Origin of the sequence: Helicobacter sp. 13S00482-2, assembly GCF_002272795.1 — a bacterium.
Lineage (GTDB): Bacteria > Campylobacterota > Campylobacteria > Campylobacterales > Helicobacteraceae > Helicobacter_J.
The window spans coordinates 16,189-35,248 of sequence record NZ_MLAT01000007.1; the positions used below are offsets into that span (position 1 = coordinate 16,189).

A 19,060-nucleotide genomic window follows, 5' to 3' on the forward strand; every position below is an offset into this window, starting at 1 on the left:
AACATATTATTGATATTTTAGGAAAATTTATTTTTTTCCCATTCTTTTACGTTGATTTGCATCAAGATACTTCTTTCTGATTCTGATATTTAACGGGGTAACTTCAAGAATCTCATCATCTTCTATCCATTCAAGTGCCCTCTCTAATGTCAAATCTCTAGGTGGCACAAGTTTTATAGCATCATCACTGCCACTAGCACGCATATTGGTAAGATGTTTAGATTTGATAGGATTAACATCTAGATCATTATCTCTACTATGCTCACCGATAATCATCCCTATATAGACTTTTGTTTGAGGCTCAATAAAAAGAGTTCCTCTTTCTTGGATATTAAAAAGTGAAAAAGCCGTGGCATCTCCATTTTCCATACTGATCAAAGCTCCATTTTTTCGAGATTCTACATTCCCGCTATGTGGGCGAAACTCTAAAAATGAATGGTTCATAACACCCTCGCCTTTTGTATCTGTTAAAAATTCACTTCGATATCCTATTAATCCACGAGCAGGTATCTCAAACTCCAATCTTGTGTATCCATCACCCATAGGATTCATCGCTTTCATTTCAGCTTTTCTGCGACCCAATCTTTCAATAATAGTTCCACTAAAATCCTGAGGAGTATCAATAACCAAATGCTCAAAAGGCTCGAGTTTTTTACCATTTTCTTCTTTGATAATCACCTCGGGTCTAGATATGCTAAACTCAAAAGCTTCTCTTCGTAGATTTTCTGCCAAAATGGTGATTTGAAGCTCTCCTCTACCAGAAACACGATATTTACCCTCTCCCATCTCTTCACATTTCATAGCAATATTAGTTTGCATCTCTTTAAGCAATCTATCTTTGAGTTTATTGGCTGTAACGTGTTTTCCTTCAAGTCCAGCAAGTGGTGAATCATTGACCGAGAAATAAACACTCATTGTGGGTTCTTCTAGGTGCATAGGATCTAATGGCATCGGATTATTTGGATCCACAACGCTATCTCCTACATCAATAGCATTAAATCCAGCTACTGCGATAATATCACCTGCCTCAGCTTCATCTATCTCTGTCCTTGCTAATCCTAAAAACCCTATCAATTTGGTGATCTTTCCGTTTTCTTTTGTTCCATCGCCTTTAGCAAGCATCACATTCTCGCCTTTTTTAATCTTTCCATTAAAAACCCTAGCAATCCCTATTTTTCCAACATAGTTATCATAATCAAGAGTAAAAATTTGCATTTGCAGTGAATCTTCAGGACTCCCTTCAGGAAGCGGTACATATTCTAATATGGCTTCAAATAATGGCTCAAGATTTTTTTTCTCATCTTCTAAATTCTTGATAGCATATCCCTCTCTTGCTGCAGCGTAAATAACTGGAAAATCAAGTTGTTTATCATTCGCACCCATTGCGACAAACAAATCAAATACTTCATCTACGACCCTATCTGGTTCAGCGGCAGGTTTGTCAATTTTATTCACCACTACAATAGGTCTGATGCCAAAGCTCAAAGCTTTTTTGACAACAAATTTTGTCTGTGGCATCACTCCTTCTTGTGCATCTACTAGCAACAACACTCCATCTACCATTTTCAACACTCGCTCAACCTCTCCGCCAAAATCAGCGTGTCCAGGGGTATCTATGATGTTAATTTTAGTGCCTTTATATCTGATTGCAGTATTTTTTGAAAGGATTGTGATTCCTCTTTCACGCTCTAAATCATTGCTGTCCATCACTCTTTCATCAACTTTTTCACGTTCACCAAATGTTCCTGATTGGGTTAATAACCCATCAACCAAAGTGGTTTTTCCGTGATCAACGTGTGCTATAACGGCAATATTTCTTATATTCTGCATTTTTACTCTCTTTCTTGTGGTTGTAACAAAATTATTCTGTAAGTATAGAGACTTTATCCTTATACTTTTATTTGATTTTATTTCAGGGTTTATGGAATCTTTTTTGCTTTAATTGAATCATTATAATCTTCTAAGGAATTTTTAGATGCTAGAGAATATCTTAAACAATGTCAATGCCACTCAAGAAGTGCTCAAACCAAAAAACGATGTCAAAAAATCTGAAGATACTGCTGAAATCCCCAATAGCGATAGTTTCAAAAATTTACTTCAAAAACATCTCTCCAAAGAAGATGAAAAGACAAAAGAAGAATCAAAACCATCTAAGCCTAAAATTTCAAATGACGCCCAAAATGATTCACTCTCTCATCTTGCAGACAAAGACTCTCATTTTATGGGGCTAGATAAACCTATTTCTAAAGATACCTTAAAGAACGCAAATCATCTTAGTCCCACACAGGAATTGCTCAGTGCAACTTCAGAAAAAAATAACCCTCAATCTGAAAAAAACCTCACGACAAAATTGGGTGGTAGTGCCTTAGAAAACATTGATAGTAAAGATATCAAATCTACCAAAAATTCTGAAAAAAAACTCTCTGATATTCAAGCATTGGGAAAAGAAAAAAACCTCAAAGCAGATAATATAAAACTTCAAACCAATCAAAGCACAACTCAAATGGATGATTTAGATCCAAACTCAACAACACAATCAAAAAGCATAGAGTCATCTGCAGCTATAAAACCAACGACTCAAAGCGTGTTGGATCAAAAACTAAAAACAACCACTATGCTAACTTCAAAGAATGCAAAAGAACAAAACAAGCCCCTTTCTACAATGCTTAAAAGTATTGATGAAAAAGAACTCAAAACAAGAAAAAAATTTAATCGCGATCATAAGATAGAATATAAAATTGAGAATAAAACAGAAAAAATTGCAATCATAGAGCGAGGCAAAAACTTACCAAAAAATATTGTGGAACCTAGAATTTATCAAGAAAAAAGAGCTACAAAACTTGAAGAAATGAATTCAAAAAATCAAATCCTCCAAGAATCCATAGGTGGAAAAATCACAAAAGACATCAAGCTCAAAACTAGTCCTGAAGAAAAAAAAATTGATGATTCAAAGGAAAATGTACAAAAAAAAACTAAAAAATTAGGCACTTCTTCAAAATCTAAATCTGGAGTGAATCAAGCATCTAATGATCAAAATACAAAAACCCAAATTCAAGATCAAAATAAGCAAATACAAAACCAACTTGATGAAGAAAAATTTCTAAACCAGGAAGAGACTCTTCAATCCACAACAATTGCTAAAAACAAAAAAACGACCGATGCAAAAGAGGTTGAAAAAACAAAAGATAAAACCACGCAAGGAACACCTACTCAAAAAGATTCTACCTCTACTCTTGGAGTGGTGCCCAAAAATGACCTGCTCTATAAAAGTTCAAACGCCAAAGAAACTATCAAAAATTTTGCTCAAAACCTCAGCGAAGAAATCAAAAATTACAAGCCTCCTATGAGCAAAATCTCACTTGAACTCAATCCAGAAAAATTGGGCAAAGTAGAACTAACTATCAAGCAGATAGGGAATAATCTACACGTAAGCGTGGTATCAAACAATCAAGCGATAGCTTTGTTTGTCCAAAATCAAGCTGATTTGAAGCAAAATCTCGCAATGATAGGATTCTCTGGCGTGGATTTAAATTTCTCTTCCCAAGATGGCTCACAAAAACAAAATCAGGATTCAGATAATCAAAAAAGGAACAAAAATAGCTTGAAAGAATACGAAGACATTAAAAAAATCTCTCAAACCCCTTATGACACAATGGAAATTGTGCTACCTAAATATGCATAGGAGATAAAATGGCAATTGATCTAGCTGAAGTAACAGGTGCAAAAGTCGCCAACGCGAAGAAAAAAGATGAATCAAAAATAGCCAATGGTCTAGACAAAGATGCTTTTATGAAGCTATTTTTAGAGCAACTTAAAAATCAAGATCCCACTGCTCCAATGGAAACTGACAAAATTATCACGCAAACCGCACAACTCACCCAAGTAGAAATGCAAGAAGAGAATAAAAAAACGATGAAAGAAGTTGCCGAAGCAATGAAATCCACCAAAGAAACCAATGACTCACTCAAAGATTTTCAGACTTCTCTTAAAGAAACACTAGAAAATCTTGATAAGGGTATGAATAACAATGTGGAATCAAACTCGCATATGGCACAGATCTCAGCCCTTAATACTGTATCTATGATAGGAAAAATCGCAGAAACAGACATCAGTGGCGTGAATATCAAAGCCCCTGGTGAAGTGAATTTTTCACTTTATTTTGATGAAAAAATTGATTCGACCAAAGGCAATCCTGTGATAGAAATATTTGATGAAAAAAAACAACTCATCAAAACCCTTCCTGTTGAAGGCAAAGATGGCCAAAGTGGTTATCTTGATTTTAGTTGGAATGGGCTAGATGAAAAAGGCGTTCAAGTTCCAGAAGGGAGCTATAGCATAAGAGCAGAATATAACTTGGATCCAAAAAGCAACAAATATCATCAGACACGTGTAGGTAGAGGAGAGGTGCAAAGCGTACTTTTTGATAAGGGCAAACCAATGATCAGGATGGGGGAGATGATATTGCCCATTGATAGTGCTATAGAATTTTATGATAAGGAAAAAAATCTATGAATGATACGATTTTAAATTCTTATAGTGGCATCAAAACTCATCAATTTGGATTAGATAGCATTTCCAACAACATTGCCAACGTCAATACCACAGGATATAAAGAGAATATTCCAGAATTTAAAAGTCTTTTTTCTGCACATTTAGACTCTCTAGGTAGCTCATCAGCAGTGAGTAGTGATAGAAATTTTGGATCTAGTGGTGCAAGTAATGCAATTTCTACAAAAAGTGGAAATTACCATCAAACTGATGGTGAATTTGATATGGCATATCAAGGAAGGGGTTGGTTTATTGTAGGTCCAAATCAAAAAGGAAATTTCAAAATAGATAAAGATGGCTATGAACAACAACAAGCCAATTACTTTACTAGAGATGGTGCATTTACACGTGATGCAGATGGTTATTTGGTAAATTCTGAGGGTTATTATGTCTATGGAATCAATCTAGACAAAATAAAAAATGGTGTTTTTGTTTCCAACAACGATAATGAAAAAGACCTCAAAGAACTCAGCGAAAACAATCTTAAACCTCTGAATATTCCTCAAGAACTAAAATTCCAGCCTCTTTTAACATCAAAAGTAGATATAAGTATCAATCTCAACCCAAAAAGCAATTTTCAAAATGCCCAGGATGTTTTTTTAGATACCTCAGGTAAGCTCATTGAAGATAAATTTAAAAATCAAGATATGAACGCCATAGCAAATAATGATGATAAACCTCTTGATACAAATATCTACAATGATATTGATTTCAAAATCTCTGAAAATGGAAACACTAGTGAATTTAGTTTTAAATACGGAGAAGGCGGGGAAAAACAAAATGAATTCAGAACTATTGGAGATCTTCAAAAACTTATCAAAGATAAAACAGGTCTAGAATTAGATGTCGCAAGAGATAAAAACAATAACCCAAAAATACCTCTATCGCTCAGGATTCTCAATAATGTGGCAGATATAAATCTAAGTGTTGGAGGAAAAATAGCTCAGCAATTAGGGCTCAGTGTCTCTGAATTGCCTCTAAAAAAAGGAGGTTCGGAGGATTCAAACCCCATAAAAATTCCATTTTATAGCACTAGTACAGAGATTTATGATACAGATGGGAAAAAATTCCTACTCAAGAGTGATTATGTGATGCTTGACTCTGGAGATAACAAATCCACTCCCCCTATTAACCAAAAATGGGAAGTGAAAACAGCTGTATATGATTTCAAGGGCGATATTATGGTGAGCAAAAAGCCCGTGAGTCAAACCATAGAGTTTGATTCAAATGGAGATATCATTGCCAATCCAATAGAAGTTGATTTCAAAGAAAACAAGATAGAATATTCATTAAAAGGCAGTAAAGAATATAAATCTACAAATCTACCCTATCAAGATTCCAAGCTCATTCAAATCACTCAAGATGGAAAACCTGAAGGATCGTTACGTGAAATTCGAGTCGATGGGAATGGAATCATCTATTTAGCATTCAGTAATGGCGTGAGTGAAGCGATGGGAAGGGTTGGAATAGCTGCATTTGTGAATGATCAAGGACTTAGAAAGGTTGGAGGAAATCTACTAGAAATGACCTCTAATACGGTTAATGGAGAGAATAAACTGCTCAGTGGCAATCCAATATTGGGTTGGAATGAAGATGGTATATTAAAATTTGGCAAAGTGATGTATAAAAACCTAGAAACTAGCAATGTGGATGTTGGGAATGCACTCACCAATCTTATCTTGATGCAAAGAGGATATTCAATGAATGCCAAAGCCTTCAGTACTGGGGATGATCTCATTAAAGAAGCCATTAATTTAAAGAAATAAGTAAAAATTAGATTCCCCACTCTGGCGTAAAATTCTTAATAAAAGCTTCAGAGAGTGCAAACATCACTGAAGCAAGAATTCAAACAAAACCCATTATAATTTCGTCAAACTTTTTTAGAGGATAATCAATCCGTGAGTTTCCAAAAAGACCTTAATCTCAATGCTGAGCAAAGTTCTGCTGCAAGTGCACCTAGTGGTTATAATCTTATTATCGCATCTGCTGGGACAGGCAAAACCTCAACCATTGTAGGTAGAATATCCTTTTTGTTAAATAATGGTATTTCTCCTAAAGAGATTCTTCTGCTAACTTTTACCAATAAAGCGAGTGCGGAGATGATTGAGCGCGTATCTAAAATGTTTGGCACAAAAACCGCCAAACAAATTGAATCAGGAACATTTCACGCCGTTGCTTATCGCTATCTCAAAGAACATTTTAAAATCTCTCTTAAGCAACCAAGAGAATTAAAAACTCTCTTCAAGAGTATCGCTGAGCGTCGAATCTATATGGACAGAAGTAGCTCTAATCCCTATTCTCCACAATATCTCTATGATATTCACTCTCTTTATTTGAATTCTCAAAAAAATCAAACTTTTCAAGAGTGGCTGAGTGAAAAATCCCCCGAACAAACAATATATTTACCCATTTATGAAGATATCCTAGATGAATTTCTGAATTTGAAAAAAGAATATGGTTATGCAGATTATAATGATTTGCTCATAATGTATAAAAAAGAGATGGAAAAATTGCAAAGTCCTTATGCTGAAATACTATGTGATGAATACCAAGATACCAATCCCCTTCAAGATTCGGTGATCAATGCAATCAATCCAAAAAGTTTATTCTGTGTTGGAGATTATGATCAAAGCATTTATGCATTCAATGGTGCAGACATTAGCATTATAAGCAACTTTACACAAAAATATCCTCAAGCTCGAGTTTTCACACTTAGAAAAAACTACCGATCCTCTCATCACATTTTAGATCTTGCTAATCGTGTGATTCAAAAAAATGAACGCATTTATGAAAAAACCCTTGAAGTGGTCAAAATTGGGGATTATTCCCTACCAAAACTACTAAGTTTTGACGAACTATTTTTACAATATCAAGGAATTGCAAAAAGAATCGCTACAAGTAATTATAATTTTGAAGACGTTGCTATCATCTTCAGAAATAATTCAAGTGCTGATGGTTGTGAAGCTTCACTAAGAGAGCTAGGAATCCCTTCTAAACGAAAAGGAGGTATTAGTTTTTTTGATACCAAAGAAATATCACTCGCACTTGATATTTGTTCTCTCCTTTATAATCCAAAAGATATGATGGCACACATTCATACTCTGAGCTATGGAAGCGGTATTGGTAATTCTATTGCCAAAGACATTTATGAAGCTTTAAATACATTAGGTGAAGGAAATGCAAAAAAAGGACTTCTAGATCCTGATAAATCAAAAAAACCCTATGCAACCAGGACAAAAAATACTCAACTTGGATTATTTGATGATTTTTTTGCCTTGAACTCAAGTGCTCGTTTTGATGAATTCTTGCCACAAGATTTTGCTTCCCATCCGCTTCTTTCTCATCCAAAACTCACAAAAGATGGAGCAATATTTTTAGGTAAATTTTTTAATCTTTATAAGCAAACACACAAACTCATTTCTCCATATTCAATCATTAAAAGTATTGCTGATTCTGATTTTTTCAAATATATCAGTGATATTTTTTGCAAAGAAAGAAGCAAAAATAAAGATGGGAGCTTTGATGAAAATAGAAGAAAAGAAGCAATGGAAAGGATTGCAAGAAAACTCATATTACTTGGCGATCTAGCCAAGCATTATGAAGATATTGGACGTTTCTTAAATGCGATGATTTTAGGCGCAGGAGAAGCAAGTGAAGGGAATGGGGTGAATTTACTTAGCATACATGCTAGTAAGGGACTTGAATTTACAGATGTGTATATCATTGATTTAATGGATGGTAGATTTCCTAATCGCAAATTAATGTCAAAAGGTGGGAGTCTTGAGGAAGAAAGAAGGCTTTTTTATGTTGCAACCACAAGGGCAAAAGAAAATCTCTTCCTCTCTTATGCAAAAAAAGACTCCATAAAAAATATCGATTATGAGCCTTCCATTTTTTTATATGAAGCGGGAATGATACAATCTAAGCATAGATCCTAAATCGAATTGAATAAAGGATCTAAAAATCCATATTCAAGCTAAGAAAATATCTCCTTCCTTCACGTGCGTATTCATAATTATTCACATAAGTGGTGATAGCAACATTTTTTGCATTATGGCTTATTTGTGGATCAAAATCTATAAAATTATGATTGAGAAGATTATAAATTCCTGCGTGCACTGAAATAGATTTGCTAATATTGTAGTGCCCTCCTATGTGAAGTAGGCCAAAATTCTTGTAATAAGAACTAAAGTTAGGATTACTATTTTGCAAGTCTGCTAGAATACTATCAGATGAGATAGAACGTTTAAATTGCTTTGCTTTAAATTCTCCACGGATATAAAATCCAAAATCCCCAATTGAATAATTGATAGCTCCATTAATATTATGTTCAGGGACATAATTTAATGGGAAACCCTTGCCTTTGCCAGAAGTAATTTCTGTTTTTGTGAAAGTATAATTCACATTCAAGCCTATATTTCCATATACAACATCAATGGGTTTGATTCCAAAAAATACTTCTGCTCCATAGGTGATGGCCGTATCAGCATTGATACTATAAGAACAGTTTGTAGTGCCAGTACAAACACCTCCCCCCATCACTGGAACAATAAAACCTGTATTAACTGTCGCACTTGTGATCTTGTTCTTAAAATCATTGAAAAATCCAGTTATACCAATATCAGTCCAGTTTGTCTCAGAAAGAATAGAAAATTCATAATTAATTGAACTTTCAGGCTTGAGTTCAGGGTTTCCATAAGTAGAGGTTGCACCCTGCCTAGTGACACCATTGACCCCATATACAAGTTGTGCAACAGTTGGGGTTTTATATCCTGTGGATATTCCACCTTTAAAAGTAAGCCATTCAAAAGCATTATATACAAGATAGGCTCTTGGGGAGGTATTGAAACCAAAAGCAGAATTATAATTTTCTCTCACGCCTAAAGTCAAAAATAAAAAATCTGTAAAGCTCCACTCATCTTCAGCAAAAAGTGCTGCGTTGTTTTGATACATAAAAGGACTACTAAATGCAATTTTATCTCTCATACTAGCAAACCAATAGCGATAACCCACGGTAAGCTTGTTGCTATACCAGTTTTTTCCAAAAGCTGATATTAATTTGCCATCTAAGATGACATCATCTCCACGAAGCCCTCTATCCTGACCAGCTTGAGCTTTAATATCATCAGAAGCACTCTTTGGTATACCACCTGAAGTAATCAGTCTTCCTGTATTGCTTGTGGATAAATACTGAACAGAAGTGTCAGTTTTTCCAAAAGAATAATTGCCCATATGTGCAAATATTGCATTATTTTGTCTGAAATAAACATTGGGTGAATATCCCCCAGAAGCTCCATAACCAAGTGTACCAAGTAGTTGTTGTGCATTATTATACCATTGCTCTGCATTTTGATAATCAATATAAAAATAATTTTCTTGACTTGGCGAATAAGAAATTCTTCCACCAATGCTATAAATATTTGACTCTGAAAGACCTACAATATTATTCCTACTGATGGCTTTTTCTCCACCCTTTGCATCTGGTATCACTCTAAGATTAGAAGTTGGAACAAAAGCTCGATAACTTTCAGTACCCCTTAAAGCAAGTCCCCATTTTTTTGCTTTATCTAAGGGACCTGAAGTATAAAAACTTCCTCCATATAAATTTCCAAATAGTTTTTCCTCCTGAATTGTTGTATCAATAGTAAAACTAGATGACCACTTATCAAAATTTCTTTTTGTAATAATGTTCACCACACCACCAATTGCGTCACTTCCATATAAAGTACTCATTGGTCCTTTAATGACTTCAATCCTCTCAATAGCCCCTAAAGGAGGCATAAAAGAACTGAAAACGCCATCAGGAAAACCATTAGGAAAAACACTTGAAGTCACATTTTGTCTTTTTCCATCCATCAAAATCAAAGTGTAGCTTGCTGGCATACCACGTATAGAGATAGCATAACCCCCTGTTTTTGTAACGCCTGTATCAATGCTCACGCCTGGAACATTTGAAATTGCCTCCGCTAAATCTCTAAAAGGCCTATCTTTTAATTGCTCTTGAGTCACAACAGAAATGGAGGCAGGAGCTTCTTTAATATCTTGCGTAAAACCTGATGCAGATACAACAGACTTATTCAGAGTGTAAGTTTTTTGCTCTTGTGCAGATAAACATAAAGGCAAAAGCCATAGAGATTTTTTTATAAAATTCATTATCATTTGTATATCCTCTTATTGATATATTAAAAATGATAATGATAATTATATTGTATTAATTTTGGACAAAGAAGGTATGAAGTTTATGTCAATAAAAACAAACTTAAAGACTAATATAGCCCAATAATACAGCGATAAAAAACCCTAAAACAAATGAAATGATAACTTCTCTACGATTTTTCTTACAAAATGCAGTCATTATAACTCCACTAATATAAAACAATACCAAAGAAACCCCAAATGCGATACTGAGTATATCAAAATACCATTTTCCTTTTGCCTTATGAAGCATGATCATATTACCTATAAAACTCCTTTTTATAGATTCTATGGTTGTATTATCGCCTTGAGAATTTATAGTAATGCTATATTTTGCACTCCCTATCATCAATGAACCTCTATATTTTTTTGGCTTTATATCCTCTGGAAACGGAATATTTTCTTTTTGCATAAAATTAATCAAATAATCAAATTGTCTATCTTGTGAAATACCTTCTGCAACAACCCACTTCTGTTTTAATGCTCCAAAATCTTGATTGATACCTGAAATATACACAATACCAGTGATTGCAAAAAGTAGTGCCATTGGCAATAAAAATACGCTCACATAAAGGTGAAATTCGCGAGAAAATTTTTTTAGGTTCATTGCAATCCTTTAAGAAAGATTAGGAATTAAAATTCTAATAGTTAAAAGTAAATTATTTATGAAAACAGAAATTTATTTTAGTTTCACTTGATGATGTGGCTCACAAATTTTGAGTAATTATCTAAAATCATTCCACCTTTTCTAAAGCCCAGCCCACAAGACTCATAAGCATAAAAAACATTGGGCTGATAATAAAACTCTCCTATTTTATTAAGCTCATAAAATTCTTGATAAACACTTTTGTGATTTTCATATATCCCACCATTTGAAATGACAGACTTCAAAGAAGTATCTAATATGTCGATATTCGCACCTTCTCTACCAAAAGCACTTTTTTTCACCTGTTGTTTGCCTTTTAATGGCTCAAAACTAGCTTCTAAAAGCAAAGGATGATTTGGAAACAAATCCCACAATAATTTCAAAAACCTTTTACTTTGAAACATTAACGTGTAAGCAGGATTTAAAAATATGGTGTTTTTATTTTCCATCATTGAACGCATTATAAGTGCTAGTTCTGGTTCATCAATAGCAATATTTTCCCAAGGCAAAAGCTTAAAAAGAAACTCATAATTGGCATCATTGACGAAAATACCCTGTTCCTCAGAAAATTTTACCTCATCAATATAAGAAAATTCCGTCTCAAACCCTACACTCTTGGCTATTTCCTGGAGGAATTTTGTTGTTCTTTCTTCTTCTATATTGCCCTTAACACAAGAAAATAATATCTTCCAACCTTCATAATTTTGAGAAAAATTACTCGTGTCTTCTCCCAAAGTAATCATCCGTTTAAAATTTTCTCCGATAGCTTCATAAATGTTATTGAACTGTGAAGCATGATCGTATCCATTGAATTTTAATAATGCCCATTGAATTACTGCAGTTTCATAAAGCATTGTTGGGGTATCAGCATTAAATTCAAGAAGTTTTATAGGTCTCCCATCAAGACCTCCGCTTAAATCAAAACGACCATATAAGTGCCAATGAACATCTTCTTCCCAGCTTTGCTTAATCATAGGAATCAAAACAGGAGGAATGTCTAAATCAAAAAACAAATCCTTTTCAATCACCCATTCTCCTGCCTCTATATACATATCGTAGAGTTCATTACAAGCATTATAATAATCATCAGCTTGTTTCTGAGTGAGTTCAATCATTTCATTTTCTATATAAGGGGTATTGTCTATATCAGTATGCCAATGCAATCCAATCTCTTCAAGAGTGGCATTATCAAGTGCTTCCAGAGGTATTATTTTCATGTTGTTCCTTATGAGCCAAAAGAGCCTGTGGTTCTAGCACCAGTAGATGCTGAATTGTTTCTGAAAAATCCACTTTTAGCACTACTAGGAGCAGAGCCCGTCCTTGCTGTAGGTGTAGTATTTTTGAAGCTATTTTTGCTTCTTTCATAGGCTTGAGGAGACTTATAATTACGTTGCTGATTTTGCTGATAAGTGGGGTTATTAAAGAGCTTATTACCTATATAACTTCCCAATATTGCCCCTGCTGCACTTGCCAACAATGCTCCACCAAGTCCAAGTCCTGAATTTGAATTTGGATTTACTAGAGCACTTGTACCATTATCAATCTTGGTTTCTTCTTGTTTTATAAGTTTATCTATCTCTTCTTGAGAGAGCACTCTTTCATTTCCATTAATGTCCCGTACTACAACGTGAGTTTTTGCACTAGGGTATTCTTCGGCAATTTTATAAGTACCATTTTTTTGTTCTTCTAATATTACAAAAGCTCCCTTTTGCAACGTACTTGAAATATTTGGAGAGTTTTCATCTTTAGAGTTTTTTGAATCACTCCCACAAGCCACCAAAGAAACCATAACCAAGGCACTCAGACCCCCAATCACGGTATAATCAGATATTTTTCTAAGATGTTTCATCCAATCATCCTTGTCATAAAATTTTTCAGAGCCTCATTTTTGATATTCATAAATATAAGGAACATACTTGATAATATCTGAATCAGAAATCTTTTTACTAATGTTTTCAACCTTTTTAATCTCAGTATCCTTAGCACCACTAGGCTTATACATAGGATTATATATCTCATTAAGAATAGATATTTTCTCGCTAGGGGTTTTAGCAGTTTTGATTTTTTCCAACACAAGAGCTGATTTTATCCCTGATTCTCTACCTAAAAAACTAACAAGAACAAGTCTTATGTTAGTGTCTTTTAAACGAGTGTCAATATTTTTAAGTTCTTGCTGACAATGAGGGCACATTGGATCTGAGACTATATAAGTGATTTTTTGATTTCCTTTTGTTGTTGAGGGGATAGAAATCACATAATCACTTGGTATGGACTCAAATAACGTATTGAGTTTAGCACTATTTTGCTGCTGAATATTATGGTCTTGAGTTTTTTTATAAACCTCATTTACAAGCGTTGCATCTCCTTTATTGGCACTGAAAAATACATTACTCAAACCAATCATTGTTTTACCATCTTTGCTCACAAAAATAGGAATTTCATATCTTGTATCCATATCTTTGATAATGGCTATTTTAAAATCAGAGCTACCACTTAATGATTTTACTTCAAGTACAGATATTTTCTTTCCTGTTTGTTCTTGAAGAATCTTCACAATATTATCAGAGACATCCGCACTTAAAGCACTGATGCCAAAAGATGCGATAGCTACTATGCTTAATATTTTATTCATTGATTTTTCCTTTTTTGAAGAGTTAATGCCACAAATTTTATATAAAATTAGTCAATCAAAACAACATAAGGATATATTTTGAGATATTTTACTTTTTTATTAGGAATCTCTGGAGGTATTTTTCCACTTGCTTATCTCATTTACAATATTTTAGTTCAAAATTACGGGGCAGAACCAACCAAAAGAATTTTACATTTTTTGGGGGATTGGGGTATTTATTTCATACTAATTTCCCTATTATTTTCTGTTTTTTCAAAACCCTTAAAATCTAACCTATTAAATAAAAATTTAAAAATTTTAGGAAAAACGTTTGGCTTGTATGGATTGTTTTATGTGATTTTACATTTCCTAGCCTATATGGCTTTTGAACAAAATTGGGATATCAAAAATACCTTTTATGAAATCCTACTTCGTGTGTATTTATTCTTAGGATTTTGGGGATTATTGGGACTTTTAATACTAGGATTTTTCTCGTTTTTTTTCTCAAAATATTTTTATTATCTTTCTTCGCTTTCTTATCTCATAGGTCTTCTTGGAAGTGTTCATTATCTAATAGGACAAAAGATTCCTTCTATGGCCTCATATATCATCTTTATGATATTTTTGATTCTATTTTGTGTTAAGCTTGTATCAAAAAATAAAAAACAAAGGATTTGAGATGATTATCATTCCAGCAAGATTGCATTCAAGCAGATTTCCAAAAAAAATATTAGCTGACATTTATGGCACCCCTATGATCATCAAAACTGCTCAAAATGCACAAAAAGTGGATGAGGTCATTATTGCTTGTGATGACAAGGAAGTACTTGAGTTATGCAATAAATACCATTTCAAAGCACTCCTTACAAATCCATCGCATACAAGCGGTACGGACAGATGTGCGGAAGTATGCAGGATTTTAAAGCTCAAAAATGATGAAGTCATTATCAATGTTCAAGCTGATGAACCATTTTTAGAAACAAAAATTATCTCTTCGCTTATTGCTTCTATGAAAAGAGCCTCCTTTATGGCAACTTGTGCAAAAATCATTGATAAAAATGAAATTTCTGATACAAATTTAGTAAAAGTAGTTCTTAATGCATACCAAGAAGCTATTTATTTTTCAAGACTTCCTATCCCTTATAGTCGTGATGGAATGGAAAATCCATTGCTTGATACAAATCCTTATTATGGACATTTAGGAATTTATGGCTTTTATGCTCAAACCTTACAGGAGTTTTGCGAACTCTCAAAAAGTCCTCTAGAAGATATAGAAAAACTAGAGCAACTTCGTGCAATCTATCACAAAAAAGCGATTCTCATTGAAATAGTTCAGAGTCAAAGCATCGGTATTGACACACCTAATGATCTGCAAAAAGCCTTAGATTTTATTTCGCAAACTCAACCGCACGACTCTCTCTAATGACATTGACTTTGATTTCACCTGGATATTGCAAAGTGTTTTCTATCTCTTGGGCAATATCCCTAGCTAATACCACACTTTGAGCATCATCGACCAAATCTGCCCGTACAATCACCCTGATTTCTTTGCCTGAATTCAATGCATAAGCTTGCTTGACACCTATTTTTTCCATTGCGATACGCTCTAAATCTTGCATTCGTTTTAAAAAGCTCTCCAAAACTTCTCTTCTAGCACCTGGTCGTCCTGCCGATAATGCATCAGCTGTGCAAACAGCCGCGGCTTCAATACTAGCAATCTCCTCATCTCCATGATGAGACATGATGGCATTGATAACCACAGGATGTTCTTTATAGCGTTTGCAAATTTCCATCCCTAAGCTAACGTGATTGCCGCCAGATTCTTGGGTGAGTGCCTTTCCAATGTCGTGCAATAATCCTGCCCTTCTAGCAAGTTTTTCATCGCCACCAAGCTCTCCAGAAATGATGCCAGCAAGATTAGCAACCTCTATGGAATGCCCTAAGGCATTCTGTCCAAAACTTGCTCGATACTTCATCTTACCAATGAGCTTTTTAAGTTCAGGATGCATATAGCCTAACCCCATATCCAAAACGATATTTTCTCCATCTTGGAGGATCTGTTCCTCCATTTCAGAACTTACTTTTGCATAAACTTCTTCAATCCTAGAAGGCTGAATCCTTCCATCTTCCACTAACAATTCAACTGTTCTTGTTGCAATTGCACGTCTATAGAGATTAAAACTGCTTAAGATGATAGTTCCAGGCGTATCATCAATAATAACATCCACGCCACTAATAGTCTCAAGGGTTTTTATATTCCTGCCCTCCTTGCCAATGATTCGACCTTTTAGCTCATCATTAGGCAGAGTGACGACATTAATCAATCTTTCATTAGCAAATTCACCGGCAAATCGAGTGGTCGCTTGTGCAATAATATAATTTGCTTTTTTCATCGCCTCTTCTCTAGCTTGATGCTCATATCGGCGAATCATATTTGATTTTTGAATCATTAGCTCATCTTCTAAATACTTTAGCAACAATGACTTTGCTTCTTCTTTGGTATATCTAGTATATTCAACAAGTATGTTGAGTGCTTTTTCTTTTGCCTCTTGATATTGTCTGTGAAGTTTGCTCTGAGATTGCTGTTCGATTAAAAGTTTATTTTTTAGATCTGAAATTTTTTGTTTTTCCTCCTCAATAAACTGTATTTCACGGGCAATTTTTTGAACCATCTTGTCTTCTTTGGTTTGCAACACAGAAAGTTTATGTTCATATTCTTTGATAACTTTTAAGGTCTCTTCCTTGTGTTTATTCTCAAGTTCGAGCTCTATTTCTTTGATTTTAAACTGTCCATTTTTGAGTAAATTTTGTGCTTCATATTCAATCGCCTGAGCTTTAGCTTTAGCCTGACCGATAATAGCATTAGCATCTGAAGTAAATATTTTTTTAGCAAGAAAAAAAACACTAATACCCACGATTAGACCAAATATTATAAAACCTATCACCAAGTATTCTACCATTGATTCCTCTTTTTAGTTTGCAACCCTCACTAATCACAATATCGCCTACAATATCGTGCCCATCGGTAATTTTTTCTTTAGAATATATTACCTTTCTGCTTACAAAAATAATATTTGGGCGATAGGAAAGATTTGCAAAAAACCTATCATACATCCCCTTCCCAAAACCTATTCGTCTAAAATCTCTATCAATGCCTATAAATGGGACTATAGCCGTATCTATTTTAATTAAATCAAATAAAGATTTTTCAGATTCAAAGATACCATATTTATTTTTTGTCAAGGGTAAACGAAATGGTATCATTTTAAAACTAACCCCCTCCACATATGGAATAAAAATTTTTATCTCTCTTTGTTTTTTAAGCCAATAAATTAGAGGATAAATATTTAATTCCATTTCTATTGGGCAATATAGCAAAATATTCTTGCTTTTTAGATTAAGGATTTCTTTTTTTAGGATTGCATTTACTCTTTTATCTTTGGAATTAGAACCCCTAGACAAGCTCATCAATTCTTTCTTGCAAAAATTACGAAAATCAGCCTTTATGATCGCTCCTTTAATTTGTCTTGATGTATAATACACCATTGTGATTTTTGTAAAGATAAAAAGGATTTGAAAATGAAGTATTTTTACTCCATATTAATAGGGTTTTTTTTGATAGCTTGTGGAGATCATTCACACAAAAATCAAATCACTTATAAATTCACCGATCAAGAAGGTAGGAGTATGAAAATTATGAGTGATTTTGAGACCTTTGACATCTTTAATGATATTCCAAAACCTCAAGATATTGAGAAAACGACCCTTATAATGTTTTTAGATCTTAACTCTGAAGATTCTAAAAACTATATCGTTAGCATGAATCACCTGAGAACTTCATTTCCTAAAGTTTATATAGCCACAATACTAACTCAGAAATATCCCAAAACAGAGATTGAAGAATATGTTCAAGCAAATAAAGTCTCTTTTCCCGTGCTAAATCCAGCGGATAATAAAAATTTACTCAATGATTTTTTCAAAAAAATAAATGAATCTGAAGAAAAAACAGACCCAGCAGATAAAGCTCAAGCAGATCAAATGACTTCATCTGTAAAACTTCCCTTCTTTGTGATGTATGACAGACATGGAAAAAAATACCAAACCTACAGTGGAGTCATTCCTGAGGAAATGTTTGATCACGATATTGATTATTTATCTAAAAAACATTAAAAATAAAAGCGAGTGCAATGTTAAAAATATTCAAAAAAACTGCTCAAAATATCTCCTCCATAATGGGCAGAAAAACTAAAAATATATCAAAAGATGAGCTAGAAAATATCCTCATAGAAGCAGATATTCAATATGATATCATTGATTCTATGCTAGAACATCTACCAGAAATTATCAATAAAAATCAACTTGAAGTTGCCTTAGATAGATTCTTTAGAGGAGAAAGTTATTATGACAAAGTAACACTCAAACCCATTGAAACTAAACCTCTTGTAGAGCTCATTATTGGAGTAAATGGAGCGGGAAAAACAACCACTATTGGAAAGTTGGCAAAACTCTACAAATCTCAAGGAAAAAAAGTTCTTTTAGGGGCAGGAGATACTTTTAGAGCAGCTGCAAACGAACAACTTAAATTATGGAGTGAAAAAGTTGGTGTTAGTATCATCAGTGCACAAAATGGAGCCGATCCAAGTGCATTGGCATATGATAGCATTCAAGCTGGATTAGCAAGGAATATGGATAACATTATTATTGATACCGCAGGAAGATTACACAATCAAACTAACCTAAAAAATGAACTGGTAAAAATCTCTCGTACCTGTTCTAAGGCACTCAATGGAGAAGCGTTTCGTAAAATACTCATCTTAGATGGCACACAAGGAAGCTCTGCACTCTCTCAAGCAAAAATATTCCATCAAATGCTTGAAATTGATGGAATTATCATTACAAAATTGGACGGAACTAGTAAGGGTGGAGCAATTTTAAGTATTTTATATGAACTCAAACTACCCATTATGTTTTTAGGAATGGGAGAAAAAGAAGATGATCTGGTTTTATTTGATGAAAAAGCATATATTCAGAGTATCCTTGAATCTATTTTTGAGTAGCAT

General features: G+C 33.9%; 16 protein-coding genes. 8 read left to right on the forward strand and 8 right to left on the reverse strand.

The window, feature by feature from the left end; translation table 11 throughout:
- Window positions 1-27: 27 nt before the first annotated feature.
- Entirely contained in the window at window positions 28-1,830 is a 1,803-nt protein-coding gene (gene typA / locus BKH42_RS04725) for a translational GTPase TypA (RefSeq protein ID WP_095295425.1), read from the reverse strand.
- A 145-nt stretch (window positions 1,831-1,975) separates the two neighbouring features.
- Between typA and BKH42_RS04730 the strand changes: the two genes are divergently transcribed.
- The 4 genes from BKH42_RS04730 to BKH42_RS04745 all read left to right on the forward strand — a co-directional run bounded on the left by BKH42_RS04730 (window position 1,976) and on the right by BKH42_RS04745 (window position 8,486).
- Entirely contained in the window at window positions 1,976-3,682 is a 1,707-nt protein-coding gene (locus BKH42_RS04730) for a flagellar hook-length control protein FliK (protein WP_095295427.1), read from the forward strand.
- 8 nt (window positions 3,683-3,690) lie between these two features.
- The gene (flgD, locus tag BKH42_RS04735; RefSeq protein ID WP_095295429.1) at window positions 3,691-4,512 is read left to right on the forward strand and encodes a flagellar hook assembly protein FlgD; all 822 of its coding nucleotides are present in this window, start codon (window positions 3,691-3,693) and stop codon (window positions 4,510-4,512) included.
- Window positions 4,509-6,314, forward strand: coding sequence for a flagellar hook-basal body complex protein (locus BKH42_RS04740; RefSeq protein ID WP_095295431.1), 1,806 nt, complete (start codon window positions 4,509-4,511; stop codon window positions 6,312-6,314). The genes flgD and BKH42_RS04740 overlap by 4 nt, the downstream gene beginning before the upstream one ends.
- 132 nt (window positions 6,315-6,446) lie before the next feature.
- Window positions 6,447-8,486, forward strand: coding sequence for an ATP-dependent helicase (locus BKH42_RS04745; protein ID WP_095295433.1), 2,040 nt, complete (start codon window positions 6,447-6,449; stop codon window positions 8,484-8,486).
- A gap of 19 nt (window positions 8,487-8,505) precedes the next feature.
- Here the strand turns inward: BKH42_RS04745 and BKH42_RS04750 are convergent, their stop codons facing one another.
- The 5 genes from BKH42_RS04750 to BKH42_RS04770 form a co-directional block, all read right to left on the reverse strand.
- Window positions 8,506-10,707 carry a TonB-dependent receptor gene (locus BKH42_RS04750; RefSeq protein ID WP_095295435.1) on the reverse strand — a complete coding sequence of 734 codons (2,202 nt, stop codon included), beginning with the start codon at window positions 10,705-10,707 and terminating at the stop codon, window positions 8,506-8,508.
- Between the two features lie 100 nt (window positions 10,708-10,807).
- Window positions 10,808-11,350, reverse strand: coding sequence for a PepSY-associated TM helix domain-containing protein (locus BKH42_RS04755; protein ID WP_095295437.1), 543 nt, complete (start codon window positions 11,348-11,350; stop codon window positions 10,808-10,810).
- A gap of 83 nt (window positions 11,351-11,433) precedes the next feature.
- Window positions 11,434-12,606 (reverse strand): glutathionylspermidine synthase family protein, encoded by a 1,173-nt coding sequence (locus tag BKH42_RS04760; protein WP_095295439.1) that lies wholly within the window; start codon window positions 12,604-12,606, stop codon window positions 11,434-11,436.
- An 8-nt stretch (window positions 12,607-12,614) separates the two neighbouring features.
- A complete protein-coding gene (locus BKH42_RS04765) occupies window positions 12,615-13,238 on the reverse strand; it encodes a UPF0323 family lipoprotein (RefSeq protein WP_095295441.1) in 624 nt (207 codons plus the stop codon).
- A gap of 33 nt (window positions 13,239-13,271) precedes the next feature.
- Window positions 13,272-14,021 carry a disulfide isomerase gene (locus tag BKH42_RS04770; protein WP_095295443.1) on the reverse strand — a complete coding sequence of 250 codons (750 nt, stop codon included), beginning with the start codon at window positions 14,019-14,021 and terminating at the stop codon, window positions 13,272-13,274.
- A gap of 78 nt (window positions 14,022-14,099) precedes the next feature.
- Between BKH42_RS04770 and BKH42_RS04775 the strand changes: the two genes are divergently transcribed.
- Window positions 14,100-14,678 (forward strand): ferric reductase-like transmembrane domain-containing protein, encoded by a 579-nt coding sequence (locus BKH42_RS04775; RefSeq protein ID WP_095295445.1) that lies wholly within the window; start codon window positions 14,100-14,102, stop codon window positions 14,676-14,678.
- Window position 14,679: 1 nt separating this feature from the next.
- Complete coding sequence (gene kdsB / locus BKH42_RS04780) at window positions 14,680-15,423, forward strand: 3-deoxy-manno-octulosonate cytidylyltransferase (protein WP_095295447.1); 744 nt, start codon at window positions 14,680-14,682, stop codon at window positions 15,421-15,423.
- On the opposite strand, the gene rny is transcribed toward kdsB, so the two are convergent.
- Together rny and BKH42_RS04790 are read right to left on the reverse strand one after the other, a co-directional pair.
- Window positions 15,389-16,960 (reverse strand): ribonuclease Y, encoded by a 1,572-nt coding sequence (rny, locus tag BKH42_RS04785; RefSeq protein WP_095295449.1) that lies wholly within the window; start codon window positions 16,958-16,960, stop codon window positions 15,389-15,391. The genes kdsB and rny overlap by 35 nt on opposite strands.
- Window positions 16,905-17,546, reverse strand: a complete 642-nt coding sequence (locus BKH42_RS04790; RefSeq protein WP_095295451.1) for a 5-formyltetrahydrofolate cyclo-ligase — start codon at window positions 17,544-17,546, stop codon at window positions 16,905-16,907. Before BKH42_RS04790 ends, rny begins: the two co-directional genes overlap by 56 nt.
- A 33-nt stretch (window positions 17,547-17,579) precedes the next feature.
- Here BKH42_RS04790 and BKH42_RS04795 point away from each other — a divergent pair, with 33 nt between their 5' ends.
- Window positions 17,580-18,170 carry a hypothetical protein gene (locus BKH42_RS04795; RefSeq protein ID WP_095295453.1) on the forward strand — a complete coding sequence of 197 codons (591 nt, stop codon included), beginning with the start codon at window positions 17,580-17,582 and terminating at the stop codon, window positions 18,168-18,170.
- A gap of 17 nt (window positions 18,171-18,187) precedes the next feature.
- Entirely contained in the window at window positions 18,188-19,057 is an 870-nt protein-coding gene (gene ftsY / locus BKH42_RS04800) for a signal recognition particle-docking protein FtsY (RefSeq protein ID WP_095295455.1), read from the forward strand.
- Window positions 19,058-19,060: the final 3 nt, after the last annotated feature.